The 15616-nt window shown below is 69.9% G+C and carries 17 protein-coding genes and 1 pseudogene; 9 read left to right on the forward strand and 9 right to left on the reverse strand.

All coding sequences use genetic code 11. The features are described from left to right. Positions 1 to 45 precede the first annotated feature (45 nt). The 3 genes from ACFV8T_RS22795 to ACFV8T_RS22805 are packed head-to-tail and all read right to left on the reverse strand — an operon-like array spanning position 46 to position 3447. Positions 46 to 792 (reverse strand): succinate dehydrogenase/fumarate reductase iron-sulfur subunit, encoded by a 747-nt coding sequence (locus ACFV8T_RS22795; RefSeq protein ID WP_072488934.1) that lies wholly within the window; start codon positions 790 to 792, stop codon positions 46 to 48. Beyond that, positions 789 to 2738: a fumarate reductase/succinate dehydrogenase flavoprotein subunit gene (locus ACFV8T_RS22800; protein WP_385330266.1), complete on the reverse strand. Its 1950-nt coding sequence runs from the start codon at positions 2736 to 2738 to the stop codon at positions 789 to 791. Before ACFV8T_RS22800 ends, ACFV8T_RS22795 begins: the two co-directional genes overlap by 4 nt. Before the next feature lies 1 nt (position 2739). After that, positions 2740 to 3447 (reverse strand): succinate dehydrogenase, encoded by a 708-nt coding sequence (locus ACFV8T_RS22805; RefSeq protein WP_385330268.1) that lies wholly within the window; start codon positions 3445 to 3447, stop codon positions 2740 to 2742. A gap of 113 nt (positions 3448 to 3560) precedes the next feature. Between ACFV8T_RS22805 and ACFV8T_RS22810 the strand changes: the two genes are divergently transcribed. Continuing rightward, the gene (locus ACFV8T_RS22810; RefSeq protein ID WP_385330270.1) at positions 3561 to 4451 is read left to right on the forward strand and encodes a LysR family transcriptional regulator; all 891 of its coding nucleotides are present in this window, start codon (positions 3561 to 3563) and stop codon (positions 4449 to 4451) included. A 59-nt stretch (positions 4452 to 4510) separates the two neighbouring features. On the opposite strand, the gene ACFV8T_RS22815 is transcribed toward ACFV8T_RS22810, so the two are convergent. From ACFV8T_RS22815 to ACFV8T_RS22825, 3 genes are all read right to left on the reverse strand, one after another. Beyond that, positions 4511 to 6685 (reverse strand): putative bifunctional diguanylate cyclase/phosphodiesterase, encoded by a 2175-nt coding sequence (locus tag ACFV8T_RS22815; protein ID WP_385330273.1) that lies wholly within the window; start codon positions 6683 to 6685, stop codon positions 4511 to 4513. Beyond that, positions 6682 to 7500: an SAM-dependent methyltransferase gene (locus tag ACFV8T_RS22820; RefSeq protein WP_385330276.1), complete on the reverse strand. Its 819-nt coding sequence runs from the start codon at positions 7498 to 7500 to the stop codon at positions 6682 to 6684. The genes ACFV8T_RS22815 and ACFV8T_RS22820 overlap by 4 nt, the downstream gene beginning before the upstream one ends. Before the next feature lie 911 nt (positions 7501 to 8411). After that, positions 8412 to 8534 (reverse strand): hypothetical protein, encoded by a 123-nt coding sequence (locus ACFV8T_RS22825; RefSeq protein ID WP_385330278.1) that lies wholly within the window; start codon positions 8532 to 8534, stop codon positions 8412 to 8414. On the opposite strand from ACFV8T_RS22825, the gene ACFV8T_RS22830 reads away from it, so the two are divergent. The 3 genes from ACFV8T_RS22830 (at position 8528) to ACFV8T_RS22840 (ending at position 10272) form a co-directional block, all read left to right on the forward strand. Beyond that, entirely contained in the window at positions 8528 to 8743 is a 216-nt protein-coding gene (locus ACFV8T_RS22830) for a hypothetical protein (protein WP_266430208.1), read from the forward strand. The two genes, ACFV8T_RS22825 and ACFV8T_RS22830, sit on opposite strands and share 7 nt — an antisense overlap. Positions 8744 to 8759: 16 nt before the next feature. Next, complete coding sequence (locus tag ACFV8T_RS22835; RefSeq protein ID WP_385330281.1) at positions 8760 to 9527, forward strand: hypothetical protein; 768 nt, start codon at positions 8760 to 8762, stop codon at positions 9525 to 9527. A gap of 211 nt (positions 9528 to 9738) precedes the next feature. After that, a complete protein-coding gene (locus ACFV8T_RS22840) occupies positions 9739 to 10272 on the forward strand; it encodes a hypothetical protein (protein WP_385330284.1) in 534 nt (177 codons plus the stop codon). A 97-nt stretch (positions 10273 to 10369) separates the two neighbouring features. Here the strand turns inward: ACFV8T_RS22840 and ACFV8T_RS22845 are convergent, their stop codons facing one another. Next, positions 10370 to 10609 (reverse strand): hypothetical protein, encoded by a 240-nt coding sequence (locus ACFV8T_RS22845; protein WP_385330286.1) that lies wholly within the window; start codon positions 10607 to 10609, stop codon positions 10370 to 10372. A 206-nt stretch (positions 10610 to 10815) separates the two neighbouring features. On the opposite strand from ACFV8T_RS22845, the pseudogene ACFV8T_RS22850 reads away from it, so the two are divergent. Then, positions 10816 to 10938: pseudogene (locus ACFV8T_RS22850) on the forward strand (class F sortase); the annotation flags it as partial. A gap of 109 nt (positions 10939 to 11047) precedes the next feature. On the opposite strand, the gene ACFV8T_RS22855 reads toward ACFV8T_RS22850, so the two are convergent. Beyond that, positions 11048 to 11890, reverse strand: coding sequence for a polysaccharide deacetylase family protein (locus tag ACFV8T_RS22855; RefSeq protein ID WP_385330289.1), 843 nt, complete (start codon positions 11888 to 11890; stop codon positions 11048 to 11050). A 165-nt stretch (positions 11891 to 12055) separates the two neighbouring features. Between ACFV8T_RS22855 and ACFV8T_RS22860 the strand changes: the two genes are divergently transcribed. The 3 genes from ACFV8T_RS22860 to ACFV8T_RS22870 all read left to right on the forward strand — a co-directional run bounded on the left by ACFV8T_RS22860 (position 12056) and on the right by ACFV8T_RS22870 (position 14841). Next, positions 12056 to 12517 (forward strand): universal stress protein, encoded by a 462-nt coding sequence (locus ACFV8T_RS22860; RefSeq protein WP_385330291.1) that lies wholly within the window; start codon positions 12056 to 12058, stop codon positions 12515 to 12517. Positions 12518 to 12626: 109 nt separating this feature from the next. Then, the gene (locus tag ACFV8T_RS22865; protein WP_385330292.1) at positions 12627 to 14069 is read left to right on the forward strand and encodes an amino acid permease; all 1443 of its coding nucleotides are present in this window, start codon (positions 12627 to 12629) and stop codon (positions 14067 to 14069) included. 202 nt (positions 14070 to 14271) lie between these two features. Continuing rightward, positions 14272 to 14841 (forward strand): sigma-70 family RNA polymerase sigma factor, encoded by a 570-nt coding sequence (locus tag ACFV8T_RS22870; RefSeq protein ID WP_385330294.1) that lies wholly within the window; start codon positions 14272 to 14274, stop codon positions 14839 to 14841. On the opposite strand, the gene ACFV8T_RS22875 is transcribed toward ACFV8T_RS22870, so the two are convergent. After that, on the reverse strand, positions 14775 to 14972 hold the full coding sequence (locus tag ACFV8T_RS22875) for a zf-HC2 domain-containing protein (RefSeq protein WP_385330297.1): 198 nt from the start codon (positions 14970 to 14972) through the stop codon (positions 14775 to 14777). The genes ACFV8T_RS22870 and ACFV8T_RS22875 overlap by 67 nt on opposite strands. Positions 14973 to 15097: 125 nt before the next feature. On the opposite strand from ACFV8T_RS22875, the gene ACFV8T_RS22880 reads away from it, so the two are divergent. Then, entirely contained in the window at positions 15098 to 15616 is a 519-nt protein-coding gene (locus tag ACFV8T_RS22880; RefSeq protein ID WP_385330300.1) for a hypothetical protein, read from the forward strand.

The following is a 15616-nucleotide window of genomic DNA, read 5'->3' on the forward strand; positions in this document are numbered from 1 at the left end:
GTCCCGGGGGTGGGCGGCCTCCGGGACCAGGAACTCGCACTCCGCTCAGCGGCGCACCTTGCGGGTGGCCCGCAGCCACTCCTTGTTCATGGCCGAGATCGACGGCAGCGGGATGCCCTTGGGGCAGGCGGTGGCGCATTCGCCGGTGAGGGTGCAGCCGCCGAAGCCCTCACTGTCCATCTGGCCGACCATGTCGAGGACCCGGGTCTCGCGCTCCGGGGCGCCCTGCGGCAGGACGTTGAGGTGGTTGATCTTCGCCGAGGTGAAGAGCATCGCCGAGCCGTTGGGACAGGCCGCCACGCAGGCGCCGCAGCCGATGCACTCGGCGTGCTCGAAGGCGAAGTCCGCGTCCGGCTTGGGCACCGGGGTGGCGTGCGCCTCGGGGGCGGTGCCGGTCGGGGCGGAGATGTAGCCGCCGGCCTGGATGATCCGGTCGAAGGCCGAACGGTCCACGACCAGGTCCTTGACGACCGGGAAGGCCGAGGCGCGCCACGGTTCGATGTCGATCGTGTCGCCGTCCTCGAAGGACCGCATGTGGAGCTGGCAGGTGGTGGTGCGCTCGGGACCGTGGGCGTCGCCGTTGATGACGAGACTGCAGGCGCCGCAGATTCCCTCGCGGCAGTCGTGGTCGAAGGCGACTGGGTCGTCGCCGGCGAGGATGAGTTCCTCGTTGAGGGTGTCGAGCATTTCGAGGAACGACATGTCCTGCGAGATGCCGTCCACCTCGTAGGTGGACATGGCGCCGGGTGCGTCGGCGTTCTTCTGGCGCCAGACGCGCAGGGTGAGCTTCATGCGTAGCTCCGCTGGGTGGGGTGGACGTACTCGAAGACGAGGTCTTCCTTGTGCAGGACGGGGGCCCGGCCGGTGCCGGAGAACTCCCAGGCGGCGGCGTAGGAGAACTCCTCGTCCCGGCGGGCGGCTTCGCCGTCCGGGGTCTGCGACTCCTCGCGGAAGTGGCCTCCGCAGGACTCGGCGCGGTGCAGTGCGTCGAGGCACATGAGCTCGGCGAGCTCCAGGTAGTCGACGATGCGGTTGGCCTTCTCCAGCGACTGGTTGAACTCGTCGCCGGTGCCGGGCACCTTGATGCGGCGCCAGAACTCGTCGCGGATCTGCGGGATCCGGTCGAGCGCCTTGCGCAGCCCGTCCTCGGTGCGCGCCATGCCGCAGTACTCCCACATGAGTTCACCGATCTCTCGGTGGAAGGAGTCGGGGGTGCGGTCGCCGTCGACGGAGAGCAGCAGGTTCAACCGGTCCTCGGTGTCGGCGACGACCTCCTCGACCGCGGGGTGCGAGGCGTCGACCTCGTCGTGGTGCGGATTGCGGGCCAGGTAGTCGTTGATCGTCGACGGGAGGACGAAGTAGCCGTCCGCGAGGCCCTGCATCAGCGCGGACGCGCCGAGCCGGTTGGCACCGTGGTCGGAGAAGTTGGCCTCGCCGATGGCGAAGAGGCCCGGAACGGTGGTCTGGAGGTCGTAGTCGACCCAGAGTCCGCCCATCGTGTAGTGCACGGCCGGGTAGATCCGCATCGGCGTCTCGTACGGGTCCTCCGCCGTGATCCGCGCGTACATGTCGAAGAGGTTGCCGTACTTCTCCTCGACCTTGTCCCGGCCCATCCGCTGGATGGCCTCGGCGAAGTCCAGGTAGACGCCCTGGCCGCCGGGGCCGACGCCGCGGCCCTCGTCGCAGACGTTCTTCGCGGCGCGGGAGGCGATGTCCCGGGGGACGAGGTTCCCGAAGGCGGGGTAGATGCGCTCCAGGTAGTAGTCGCGCTCGTCCTCGGGGATCTCGTTGGCGGGACGGGTGTCGCCCTCGGCCTTCGGGACCCAGATCCGGCCGTCGTTGCGCAGCGACTCGCTCATCAGCGTGAGCTTGGACTGGTGGTCGCCGGTACGCGGGATGCAGGTGGGGTGGATCTGGGTGAAGCAGGGGTTGGCGAAGTACGCGCCGCGGCGGTGGGCACGCCAGACGGCGGTGGCGTTGGAGTTCATGGCGTTCGTCGACAGGTAGAAGACGTTGCCGTAGCCACCGCTGGCCAGGACGACCGCGTCGGCGAAGTAGGTGTCGATCTTCCCGGTGACGAGGTCGCGCGCGACGATGCCGCGGGCCTTGCCGTCGACGATGATCAGGTCGAGCATCTCGGTGCGGGCGTGCAGTTCGACGTTGCCCGCGGCGATCTGCCGGGAGAGCGCCTGGTAGGCGCCGAGCAGGAGCTGCTGTCCCGTCTGGCCCCGGGCGTAGAACGTGCGGGAGACCTGGACGCCGCCGAAGGAACGGTTGTCGAGGAGGCCGCCGTACTCGCGGGCGAAGGGGACGCCCTGGGCGACGCACTGGTCGATGATCTCGACGGAGATCTGGGCGAGCCGGTGGACATTGGACTCACGGGCGCGGAAGTCGCCGCCCTTGACGGTGTCGTAGAAGAGCCGGTGGATCGAGTCGCCGTCGTTGCGGTAGTTCTTCGCGGCGTTGATGCCGCCCTGGGCGGCGACCGAGTGGGCGCGGCGGGGCGAGTCCTGGAAGCAGAACTGGACCACGTGGTAGCCCTGTTCGGCGAGGGTCGCGCCGGCCGAGCCGCCGGCGAGGCCGGTGCCCACGACGATGACGGTGTGCTTGCGGCGGTTGGCCGGGTTGACCAGCTTGGCCTCGAAGCGGCGGGTGTCCCAGCGTTCGGCGACGGGTCCCTCGGGGGCCTTGGTGTCGACGACGGGCGCGCCGGTCTCGTAGTGCGGGTAGTCGGTCATGTCAGCTCACGACTCCGGTCATGACGGCGACGGGTATGGAGATGAAGCCCAGCGTCAGCACGAGTGCGAGGGCGTTGGCCATGGTCTTGAGGACGCGGTCACGCGTCGCGCTTCCGGCGCCGAGGGTCTGGGCGGCGCTCCAGAAGCCGTGCTGGACGTGGAGTCCGAGGGCGAGCATGGCAACGATGTAGATGGTGTTGCCGTACCAGGTGGAGAAGGTGTCGATGACGTTCTGGTACGGGTGCCCGGCCTGGAATCCGCCGGAGTGCACGGTGCCCGTCGTCAGGTCGAGGATGTGCCAGACGATGAACAGGCCGAGGATGACCCCGCCCCAGCGCATGGTGCGGGTGGCGTAGCTGGCGCGTGGCTTCCTGTGCACGTACTTGGCGGGTCGCGCCCGGATGTCGCGGCGGCTCAGCTGGTACGCGGAGGTGGCGTGCAGCACCACGGCGGCGACGAGTACGACGCGGGCGATCCACAGGGCCCACTCGTAGTGCAGGAAGGGCTCGCCCATGGTCCGCAGCCAGTGCGCGTAATGGTTGAACTCGCCGGACCCGAAGAAGATCTTCAGGTTGCCGATCAAATGGGCGACCAAGTAGAGGAGCATGATCAGGCCGCTCACGGCCATGACCGTCTTCTTGCCCAGGGACGAGTCCCAGAGCGTACGCGTCATGGACGGCCGTCGGTCCGTCCGGGTTGCCAATGCCATGGACACGACGTTAGGACCGATCCACCCCATCAGTCCAAGACATTGAATGGCTCATGTTCATAGGCTTAGGCTATCGTGCCAGTCAGGACGACACGACCTGGGAGTGGGGGCTCATGCAGTTCCAACAGCTGACGTATTTCGTGGCCGTGGCCGAGACCCGGCACTTCACCCGCGCCGCCGAGGAGGTGCATGTCTCGCAGCCCTCGCTCTCCCAGCAGATCAGAGCACTGGAGAGCGAGCTGGGGGCGGAGCTGTTCAGCCGGGCGCGCGGCAACATCACACTCACCGACGCGGGCGAGGCCCTGCTGCCGCTGGCCCGCCGCATCCTCGCGGACGCCGACACCGCACGCCACGAGGTGCAGGAGCTGGCGCAGCTGCGCCGGGGCCGGGTCCGGCTCGGCGCGACGCCCAGCCTCTGCACCGGCCTGCTCCCCGAGGTGCTGCGCGCCTTCCACGACCGGCATCCGGGGATCCAGCTGCTGCTGGAGGAGGGCGGCTCGCTCGACCTGGTACGGGAGCTGGCGCGCGGCGCACTGGATCTCGCCCTGGTGGTGCTGCCGCTGCCCGCCGCGTCCCCCGCGCTCACGACGGTCGAGCTGCTCCAGGAGGACTTGGTCGTGGTGTCGTCGGCCGGGGCGCCGCGGCCCGGCCGGGGCGGGAGCGTACGGATCGCCGACCTCCAGGGGGAGCCCCTGGTGATGTTCCGGCACGGCTACGACCTGCGGGAGCTGACGGTCGCCGCCTGCCGGGCGGAGGGGTTCGAGCCGTCGTTCACGGTGGAGGGCGGGGAGATGGACGCCGTGCTCGGCTTCGTCCGGGCGGGGCTCGGGATCGCGGTGGTGCCCAGCATGGTCGCCGTCCGGTCCGGCCACGACCTGCGGACCACACCGCTGGCCCGGCCGGGCCTGCGGCGCACGATCGCGCTCGCGCACCGCAGCGACGTCGCTCCGCCGCGCGCGGCACGCGAGCTGCAGAAGGTGCTGCTCGCCGCCGGACGGGCCTGAGCCGGCCCGTCCGGCGGTGGGGTACGGGACGGCCTCGGGCGCCCCGTACCCCCGCCCGCTCACACCGCGTCGGCCAGCAGCAGCGAGTGGATCCGGTCCGGTGCGCCCGGCCGGGCGTAGTACCAGCCCTGAGCCGTGTCGCAGCCCAGCTTCCGCAACTGCTCCGCCTGGGCCCCGGTCTCCACGCCCTCCACCGTGACCGCGAGGTCCAGGCTGTGCGCCAGCGAGACGATCCCCTCGACGATCTTCAGGTCGACCGGGTCCGCCGGATGCTGCTGCATGCCCATCGTGAAGGAACGGTCCAGCTTGAGCACGCTCACCGGCAGCCGGCGCAGATTCGCCAGGTTCGAGTACCCGGTGCCGAAGTCGTCGAGCGCTATGTCGACACCCATGTCCGCCAGTTGCCGCAGCGGCTTGAGCAGGTCGTCGTCCGCGCCGATGAGCGCGGACTCGGTGACCTCCAGGCAGAGCGCCCCGGGTTCGAGCCCCGAGCGCTCCAGCACATCGACCGTCTCGGCGACCAGCCGGGGATGGTGCAACTGGGTCGGTGAGAGGTTGACGTTGATCCGCAGCGGGCCGCCGTCGGTGTGCCGCTCCTGCCAGTAGTTGGCCTGCCGTACGGACTCCTCCAGCACCCAGCGGCCCAGTGGCACGATCAGCCCGGTGTGCTCGGCGAGCGGGATGAACCTGTCCGGGCCGAGCACCCCGTGCTGCGGGTGGCACCAGCGCACCAGCGCCTCCGCACCGTGCACCGTGCCGTCGTCGAGGTGCACGAGCGGCTGGTACTCGATGAAGAACTCACCGCGCTCCAGGGCGGCGGGCAGCGCGGTGGTCAGCCCGTGCCGCGTGATGGCGCGGGCATCCGCCTCGTCGTCCGCGAGCTCGAACCGGTTGCCGCCCGCGGACTTGGCCCGGTACATCGTGATGTCGGCGCTGCGCAGCACCTCGGCGGCATTGCGCTTTCCGGCCGGGCCTTCGACGACCCCGATGGATCCGCGTACGGTCAGCTCACGGCCCTCCAGGCGGATCGGGGTGCCGAGCACACCGAGGATGCGGCAGGCCAGCTCGTCGACCTCCGTCTCGGTGTCGGGGCCGGTGGTCAGGGCCACGAACTCGTCGCCGCCGAGCCGCGCGACCATCTCGCCGGGCGCGGTCGCACAGCTCTGCAGCCGGTCTGCCACCTCGACCAGCAGCCGGTCGCCCGACGCGTGACCCAGGCTGTCGTTGATCGCCTTGAAGCCGTCCAGGTCGAGGTAGCACAGGCCGAAACGGCTGCCGTCGTCGGCGGACAACGCCTTCTCCAGACGCTCGAAGAACAGCGTCCGGTTGGGCAGGCCGGTGAGCGCGTCGTGCGTGGCCTCGTACCGCAGGCGCAGATTGAGCAGCCGGCGCTCGGTGGTGTCCTCCATCAGCGCCAGCTGATACTGCGGCCGGCCCTCGGCGTCACGCAGCAGCGACACCGTCAGATTGGTCCACAGCACGGTGCCGTCGTTGCGGTAGTACGGCTTCTCGACCCGGTAGTGCTCACGTTCGCCACGCACCAGCTCGTCGTAGTACTTCCACACGTGCGGCGAGTCCTCGGGGTGGACCCACTCGTTGACCTTGTGGCTGCGCACATGGTGGTCGAGACCGCCGAACATCCGGGTGAGGGTGTCATTGACCTCCAGCACATTGCCGTCCAGGTCGGCGATGCCGATGCCGATGGCCGCGTCCTTGAACACGGCGCGGAAACGCGCCTCGGTCGTGTGCAGGGCGCGTTCGGCGTCGGAGCGGGCGGTGAGCGCCGAGCGCGCGATGGCCTCCTGCTCGGTGAGCGTGCGTTCACGCAGCGCCTGGGTGAAGCCGCCCGCGAGGGCGTGCTGTATCCGGGCGCAACGGGCCCTGCTGTCCTCGGTCGACAACGCGGTCACGCCGTTGCTTCCGCAATAGAGCACCAGATACGAGTCGACGACGCCGAGCGTGCTGCTCAGCGCATCCGGGTCCGTGCAGTGCGCGGCGACCAGGGCAGCACCCACCTCGCTCGCGGGAGCCGCGTCGAAGGGCCGGGCGTGCAGGATGTCACTGAGCCCGCGGGCCAGCGGCAGCAGGTGCTGTTCGAACTCCGCGCGCGTCAAGGAGGTGGCCGTCGAGGGGAAGATGGCCCTGCTCCAGATCGTGGCGAATCTCCGGAGCCGGCCCTCGGGACCGTCGGGCTCCGTGTCCGGTGTGCCGGACGACTGGGCGGGAATACTCACGCCTTGCGTCCCACTCCCGCGAAGCCCGAGAACGCGAATGGGTCCTCCTGCTCCGCCACCACCGGGCTGTCCGGACGCCAGTGCGGCATCGACACGAGTCCGGGCTCGACCATCTCGTACCCCTCGAAGAAGCTCGCGATCTCGTCGCGGGACCGCATCACCAGGGGGTTGCGGATGCTCTTGTAGACCTCGACCGTGCCGCCCGCCTCCTCACGCGTCAGCGGAATTCCCTCGTACGAGGCGTGGGTGAGGACGATGAGGCTGCCGGGGGCGAGTGCTTCACGCAGTTCGGCGACCGCGGTCTGCGGGTCGTCGGAGTCCTCGATGAAGTGGAGCACCGCGACGAGCAGCAGGGCCACCGGGCGGTCCAGGTCGAGCAGTCCGGAGACCTCCGGGCTCTTCACGATCTCCTGCGGGCGGCGCAGATCCGCGGCGGCGATCACCGCCCGGTCGTTTCCGTCGAGTACGGCCTGGCTGTGCGCGACCGCGACCGGGTCGTGATCGACGTACGCCACCCGGGCCCCGGGGTCGGCCGCCTGGGCGACTTCGTGAACATTACCGAAGGTCGGTATTCCGGAGCCGATGTCCAGAAACTGATCGATGCCCTCGCTCACCGCGTAACGCACGGCTCTGCGCATAAAGGCGCGATTCGCCTGCATGATCTTGGGGAGCCCCGGCATGAACTCCATGGCCTTGCGCGCCGCTTCCCGGTCCACCTCGAAATTGTGCGATCCGCCCAGATAGAAGTCGTACATGCGGGACACGCTCGGCACCGAAATGTCTATGCCTCGCGGTGCCCAGGCGGGACGCTCCATCAATGTCTCCAACAAGTCGCCACGGCGATCCGGCCATGTTCATGGTCAGTGTTGACCAGAGGCTACTGATCGTCTGCCAAGAGAGCGAGCGGAAACGGAAATTAGCCGTCCGTTATTGGTCACACACCAGTGGCATGTGCAACCGGCCCGTCGCTGCGTGTGACATTGGACGTCGAACCCGCCCCGGTGGGACACCGGGTGATAGTGGGAGCGCCATGCACCGCTCACACCTTGGCTGTTGACGTATCCGGTGATGCCGCCGGTTTCACATCCCGGAAAAAAGGTCTGGACCGGACGGCGGCCGATGTCCGGCCACTTGAGTGGGCGGGGCCGATTGCGGGTGGAAAATCCCTTGGCGTGACGCCATTGGCAGCATTCTTTACCAATGGGGCAATGAACGGTCGCTGCAAGGGTTCCGAATCCCTGCGGGCCGAAAGCCGCGGCGGAACGAGCAGGCTCCGCGCCGTCGGCCCACCGTCTTCCACCCGTCACGAGCAAGGGGTTCGGCCGGCGACCGCGTCAACTTCCGCACGGAGCGTCCCCGTTGCCAAGCGCGCTCGCTCCGTCCCCGACCTCCGGCACGGACCGCGTCCCCACCTGGTTCAACTGGGCCTCATGGTCTCCCCCGGCGCCAAACACCCACCGCCCCATGTCCCCACCATCAGGCGAATCCGGCGCCACCGCCGCGTGTCCCGCGACCGGCCGGAACATGCTCCCGGTCGTGTACGGATCACTCATAGGACGGCTCACGGCAGCCGTCGCCCTTCTCTGGCTGCTGAGCGCCCCGGCGCCCGCGGTCGCGGACAGCTGCGCGTACGCCTCCATCGGTGAGAGCGGCGGCAGTTCATCGGTCGCCACGTCGGGCGACGGTCACTGCCACGCGGGCCCGCTGCCCGAGCCGACGCCACCACTCACCCCACGACCGCCACCACCGCCACCACCGCCACCACCGCCTCCTCCGCCTCCTCCTCCACCGCCACCCCCTCCGCCGCCCCCGCCGTCGCCGGCACCGCCACGGCCGGAGCCCGTGCCACCACCCCCTGCGCCGGCACCCACACCCACGCCCACCCCCTCGCCCTCCGTACGCCCCACACCCCCCGCGCCCCGGCCCGTGGCGCTGCCCGCCTATCGCAAGCCACCGCGCAAGGTCGTGCGGCACGGCACCTCCGTGGTCACCTTCACCCTGCTGATCACGGCGCCCGCGGTGTTCGCGGTCGCCGTACTGCGTCCCCGCTCCCGCTGACCTCCGGAGGATCACAATGTCGGAATGGCTTGTTCTCGCCCTCGCCATGGTCGCGGCCAGCGCGGTCGTCCTGACCATCGCCGTGCTCAACAACCGCCGGATCGGGGAGGACGACGACCCGTCCGAGACCCCTGACGTCATCGAGTACATGACGATGATGATCGGCGTGGTCTACGCGATCGTGCTGGGCCTCGCCATCGCGGGCGTCTGGGAGGGCCGCGGCGCCGCCCAGGAGTACGTGCGTCAGGAGGCCCAGGCCCTGCATGAGGTGCACGTCCGCTCCGCCGTCTACCCGGCCGAGGTGCGCTCCCGCATCCGGGCCGACGTCGATGCCTATGTCCACCATGTCGTCCACGACGAGTGGCAGGCGATGAGCGAGCACGGCACCCTCACAGCCGAGGGGACCCGTCTCCTGGGCCAGGTGCGTGCCGACGTCACCCAGTACCGGCCGAGGAACGACCACGAGGGGCAGGCATATCAGCCACTGGTCGACGAGGTGGCCGCGGCCGACGACGCACGCAGCGCGCGCGGACAGAGCGCCGGTGCGACCATGCCGGGCGTGGTCTGGTTCGGCCTGATCATCGGAGCCCTGGTGACCGTCGGGCTGATGTTCACGCTGCAGATCCGCAGAACCTTCCGCGAACTGCTGCTGGCCGGCCTCTTCAGTGTCCTGATCGCCTTTCTGCTCTTCCTGATCTGGGACTTCGACTCCCCCTTCGGGCGGGAGATCTCGGCCACCGCGGCGCCGTTCCTCGATCTGTTCCCACGCGCCGCGGGCGGATAGGGCCCGGCCGGCCCCGATCCGCCGGACAGGCCCTTTCGGACCGTCAGAAGGCGGGGGGTGCGCCGCTCGGGCGAAGCCGGTGCCCCGAGCGGCGCACTCCGATCGCGAGCAATATGCACGGCTCCTAGCGTTTGGCGCGTCGAGGTGCATTTCTGACGCTTTGTGGAAACTCGTTCCGCAAGTGCTCCTCGGGGACCCGGAGGAATCACCCATGCGCGTAATACGTGTCGCACCCGTCGCCCTGCTCGGCGCCGCTGCCATCGCCCTGACCGTTCCGGCCGCAACCGTGTATGCCGCGACGTCGGGGGGCGCGTCCTCCGCGACCGGATTCACCGTCACTCCGTCGGTGATCGCGCCGGGAAGCCAGGTCGTCCTGGCCGCCCGGGGGTGCTCTACCACCGCAACCGCCGGCTCGGGCGTCTTCGACACCGTCACCATTCCCCGCGGTCGCTCCGCCGCGGCCACGGTCGACTGGGACGCGAAACCCGGCGCCTCCTACGAAGTGACGTTCATCTGCAACACCTCGCCCGGCTCCCCGGTGAAGACCGGTCTCACGATCGCCGCGGCCCCGAAGCCGCCCACCACGGGTTCCACGGTGGCTCCGGCCGGTGTGCAGAGCGGCCTCGGTGGTGGCATCGGCACGATGAACACCACGCAGATCGCCGCCGGGACGGGGTTGGCGGTGGTCGTGGCCGCCGGCGCCGTCCATATGGCACGCCGTCGTGGGGAGAGCCGCTCGCACTGAGAGCAGGGGCAGTGCCGACCGGACGAGAAGTCGCCCCGGGTCCTCCCTCAGGACCCGGGGCGACGGACGTGGCGGGGCTGTGCCGGTGTCGTCCCGGTCAGGATCCCGCACGGTTCTTCTTCCGGCGGCGTACGAGGAGCACACCTCCGCCGACGATCGCCGTGACGACCGGACCGGCACCGAGTTCCATCTCCGCGGGCACGGCCGCCACCGAGCCGCCCAGGCCGCCCGGCGCACCCGGGCCGTCCGGCACGAAGAACCTGTCGGCCGCCGGTCCGGCGAGCCCGATGACGGCGACGGCGGTCGCCCCGACCACGAGAGCATGTACAGCACGCATCGTCCGAACCTCCGGCGGGAAGCGCCCGGAGCCCTTCGCGCCCCGGGACGGATCGACGAGAACGCCTCCCATGACGAACCCTCACCAGAGCTTCGGTCCACCGCATTTCGGGCGGGGCCGTCGGGGCGCCACCCGTTCGCCCCGCCCTGATCGCAGCACGGCCGTCCCGCGCCTAGCGTTCCAATCGTCGCGACGAAGGGAGCATCATGGGCCGGGACGGCTGGCGCGTCGAACGGACCAGGCACTCACCGTGGGGCGCCGTCGCCCTGGTGGTGCTCACCGGCCTGGCCCTGATCCGCAACGGTGCGGACATCTCACCGGGCGCCCCGGCACACGGCGACACCGGCAGGACGGACCTGTGCGTCGTCGCCTGCGGTGGCGGCTTCACGGACGACGACGGCCATGACGGCAGCACCGTCGCCCTCGGTCGCCACCCGCTCAACGGCGCTGCGGCACCGTGATCCGGTAGCCGTCGTCGAGCAGTTCGGGCAGGTACCGCCGCAGCGCGGCCACGCTCTGCGAACGGTCGCCCCCGGCGTCGTGCGACAGCACGACGACGCCGGGAGCGGCCCCTTCCCGGACCCGGCGGACGATCGTGCCGACTCCGGGTTCGGTCCAGTCCAAGGTGTCGACGGTCCAGGCCATCGGTTCCATGCCCATGTCGGCAGCGATCTCGAAGGAGTTGCGGTTCCACGCTCCGTACGGTGCCCGGTACCAGAGCGGCGCGGCACCGGTGATCCGCTCGATGACCTCGCTGGTGGGTTCGAGTTCGGCGCGGACACCGGCCCGGGGGAGTCTGGTGACCAGAGGGTGGTTCCAGGAGTGGTTTCCGATGGTGTGGCCGTCGTCGGCGATGGCCCGCACCAGGTCCTGGTTGTCGTTGGCCATTTCTCCGCAGAGGAAGAACATCGCGCGGACATCGTGTTCGCGCAGGGTCGCGAGGATGTGCGGGGTGTAGAACGGGTCGGGCCCGTCGTCGAAGGTGAGAACCATGGCATGCCCGATCCCGGGCAGTTCCTCGAAGGGTCTCGTGCGGACCGGCGGCGCCGCCGGCCGGAAGCGGGGCGGGGTGCCCGCGGTCATGGGCTGGAGCCGGTAGGCGGTGGGCCCCGCCCGGAGGGCCGACGGCGGTCCGGCTGCCCCGGCCGTGGGCGGTGCGGTCGCCCGGACCGGTTCTCCGGCCGGATCCGCGGCGATCACGGGCACGGCTGCGGCCGCACCGAGTCCGGCGGCCAGTCGAAGCAGCGTCCTGCGCCCCGGCAGCCTCTGATCATGTTTCATGGCCAACTGCTCGCACGGCGGCGGCCCGGCCCTTGCCATCGACACCGGTCGCGGAGGGTTTTGCACCCAATGGAGGGATCTCCGGCGAGGCATCCGGCAGCTTCGGACGAGGCCGTACCGCAGCCCGCTCCGGGGTCGGACCGGGCAGCGGATAGCCTCACTGCCGTGACAGAACCGCAGCACCATATGTTCGAACGTGGCACAGACGGCCCGAAAGTGATCGTCGCAGGCCTCGACGGGTCCGATTCCTCCATGCGTGCCGCGGCCTACGCTGCGGGGCTCGCCCGCCGCCAGGGCGCCATGCTCGCCCTCGTCTATGTCCAGCCCGTGCTGCCCGCGGGGGCCTCGCTCGGCGCGCCGGTCGCCGATGCGACGGGCGAGATCGCGGAGGGGCTGGTGAGCGAGATCCGGGAGGCGACGCAGCGGATGAAGGACATATGGGATGTGCGCTGGGAGTTCCACACCTTCCGCGGCGACCCGTACAACGGACTCGTGACCGCGGCGGACGAACTGAAGGCGGATGCCGTGGTCGTGGGCGCCTCGGAGTCGGCCGGGCACCGGTTCATCGGCTCGGTCGCGATCCGGCTGGTGAAGGCGGGCCGTTGGCCCGTCACGGTGGTCCCGTAGGCGCCGCGGAATCCTCCGCTCCGTCGGACGGCACGCCGTCTTCCGCACCGGCTCCGCCTGGGCCATCATGAGCGCCCGTCAGGGACAGCCGGCAGCGGAGAGGTGACTCATGGCAAGGCTGCGAGTGGGCGAGGGCGTACTGCGCCGCAAGCCGATCGAGCAGATCGACGAGAAGAGTCCCGCGGGGGAAGTCGCCTCTCAGCTCACCAGAACGCTCGGACTGTGGCAGCTCACCGCCATCGGTGTGGGCGGCATCATCGGCGCGGGCATCTTCACCCTCGCCGGCACGGTGGCGAACGGCACCGCCGGTCCCGCGGTACTGGTCTCGTTCCTGATCGCCGGAGTGGCGAGCGCGGCGGCCGCGTTCAGCTACGCGGAGTTCGCGGGCCTGATCCCGAAGGCCGGCTCCGCGTACACCTACGGATACGCGGTGCTCGGCGAGCTGGTGGGCTGGTTCATCGGCTGGGACCTGCTGCTGGAGTACACGGCGATCGTGGCGGTGGTCGCGATCGGCATCTCCGGCTACTTCAGCTTCCTGCTGGGGGAGATGGGGCTCGAAGTGCCGAAGTGGATGCTGGGCGCGCCCGGCACCGGCGACGGCCACCGGGTGGACCTGTTCGCCGCGCTGCTCTGTCTGCTCGTCGCGTACCTGCTGACCCTCGGGATCAAGAACGCGGCCCGCTTCGAGACGGTCGTGGTCGTCCTGAAGGTCCTGGTCGTCCTGCTGGTCATCGGCGTCGGCGTGTTCCACATCGACACCGCCAACTACAAGCCGTTCTTCCCGTTCGGGGTGAGCGGGGCCTTCACCGGTGCGGCCACGGTGTTCTTCGCGGTGTTCGGGTACGACGCCATGTCGACGGCCGCCGAGGAGTCCAAGGACGCCCAGCGCCACATGCCGAAGGCGATCCTGTACTCCCTCGGGATCTCCATGGTGCTCTATGTGGCGGCGTGTCTGGTGCTGACGGGGATGCAGAGCTACAAGGACATCGACCCGGAGTCCGGATTCTCCACGGCCTTCAAGTCGGTGGGGCTCAACCGGCTCGCCGATGTGATCGCGGTGGGCGCGATCATCGGCATCCTCACGGTGATGTTCACCTTCATGCTCGGGGTGACCCGGGTGTGGTTCTCGATGAGCCGTGACGGGCTGCTGCCGAAGTGGTTCGCCAAGACCCACCCGACCCGCCACGTGCCGACCCGGGTGACCTGGATCGTCGGTGCCGCCTCGGCCCTGATCGCCGGGTTCCTGCCGATCGGCGAGGCCGCCGAGCTGACGAACATCGGCATTCTGCTGGCGTTCGTCGTGGTGTGCATCGCGGTGATCGTGCTGCGTTACAAGCAGCCGGATCTGCCGCGCACCTTCCGCACCCCCGGCATGCCGTTCGTCCCGGCCCTCGGCGTGGTGTTCTCGATCTGGCTGATCACCTTCCTGCAGTGGCAGACCTGGGTGCGGTTCGTGGTCTGGTTCCTGATCGGACTGGTCATCTACTTCGGCTACTCGTACCGGAAGTCGGAGATGGCGAGGTCTCCGGGAACGGGTTCGAAGACGGGCTGACCCGGTGGCCGTGCCGCGGCTGCCCGGCATCCGTGCACACCCCGCGCAGGCCGCCGCCCGACCGTTCACCGCACCATTCGCCGCACTGTGCGACCGCTCGTCGCACGGAGCCGCCCGCCGCCTGTTCCTCGGCGCCCCGATGCGTTCGTATACGCCAATCGGCAGTGAAGCGGCAGGGACCTCGGCGAAAAGGGCATTCACGATGACCACCACGACGACCGATGAGCGGGCCCTCGCGGATCTCCAGCGGGAACACGGGCCCGCCCTCCTCCATTTCCTGCTCGGTCTGACCTTCGGCGACCGGCAGCGGGCCGAGGATCTGCTCCAGGAGACGCTGGTCCGGGCCTGGCAGCATCCGGAGGCATTCGACGCCCCGTACGACTCGATGCGGCCATGGCTCTTCACGGTCGCGCGGCGGCTCGCGATCGATGCGCGCCGGTCCAGGCAGGCCAGGCCGACCGAGGTCGGCGACGCCGTGCTGGAGACCACCGCGACCGGTCAGGACACCGCCGAAGCCACGGTCTCGGCCCTCGATGTGCGCGATGCGGTGCGCACCCTCGGTCCGGAGCACCGCGCGGTCCTCGTCCAGATGTACTTCCGCGGACTCACCGTGGACGAGACGGCCCGGGTACTCGGCATCCCGGCGGGCACGGTCAAGTCCCGGTCCTACTACGCGCTGCGTCAGCTCTCCCGCAACCTGCCCGGCTACTCCAGCAGGTTCTCCTCGCGCAGCAGGGCGAGCAGCGAGACGGCCTCCGCGACCTCCACGTAGTCGGCGGCGCAGCGGTCGCAGGACTGGAGATGACGGGAGACCGCACGGGTCTCCGAGGCCGTGAGCGCATCGAGTACGTAGGCGCCGAGCACATGCCGCACGTGCGGGCCCTCCCCGGGATCGGCGGTCATCGCATCCTCGTGTCGTGAACGGATCCGGTCCTGACGGATCCTGTCCTTCTGGCCACGCGGGGCGCACTCCCCCGGTTCAATGCTCCGTGAAGTGCGGTGCCGTAGAGAGAAAGAGGCGAGACGGGATGCGCCCGGAGCGTCAGGATGGAACCAGTGGGGGCGGGCTGCTGGTCCCGATGGCCTGGATGTACGCGGAGTACATCGCCGATGAAATGCTGCGGACCGGCGATCTGATGGAGCCGTCCACACTGGAGTACCGCGCGGGGCGCGATGCCCTCGCGCTCACCGTCTTCCTCTCCGACGGCACGGTGCCCGACGCACTGCCCGCGGCCCGGCTGGACGAGCTGCGCCTGCTGACGGCGTACGGGGCGGCGTGGTGCGGCTGGGTCCGTGAGCGGCTCGACGCGCTCGACGCGGCCCCGGTGTCCGGTACGGCCGACGCGGATCCCGATCTGGCGCTGGCCCGTGCGGCCTGGCGCTGGCTGGAGGAGACCGAACTGCTCGCGGCCGACCTCGACGCGATCGGTGCGCCGCCCCGGGAACCGGTGGGCGACGAGCCGCACGCGGAGGAGGCGGCCCAGGTGTGGACGCCGGCCTGGCAGCTGGGGCTGCCGCTCGGGCATCTGGCGATCCATCTCCACTGA

It is taken from the genome of Streptomyces sp. NPDC059832, from assembly GCF_042731715.1.
Lineage (GTDB): Bacteria > Actinomycetota > Actinomycetes > Streptomycetales > Streptomycetaceae > Streptomyces.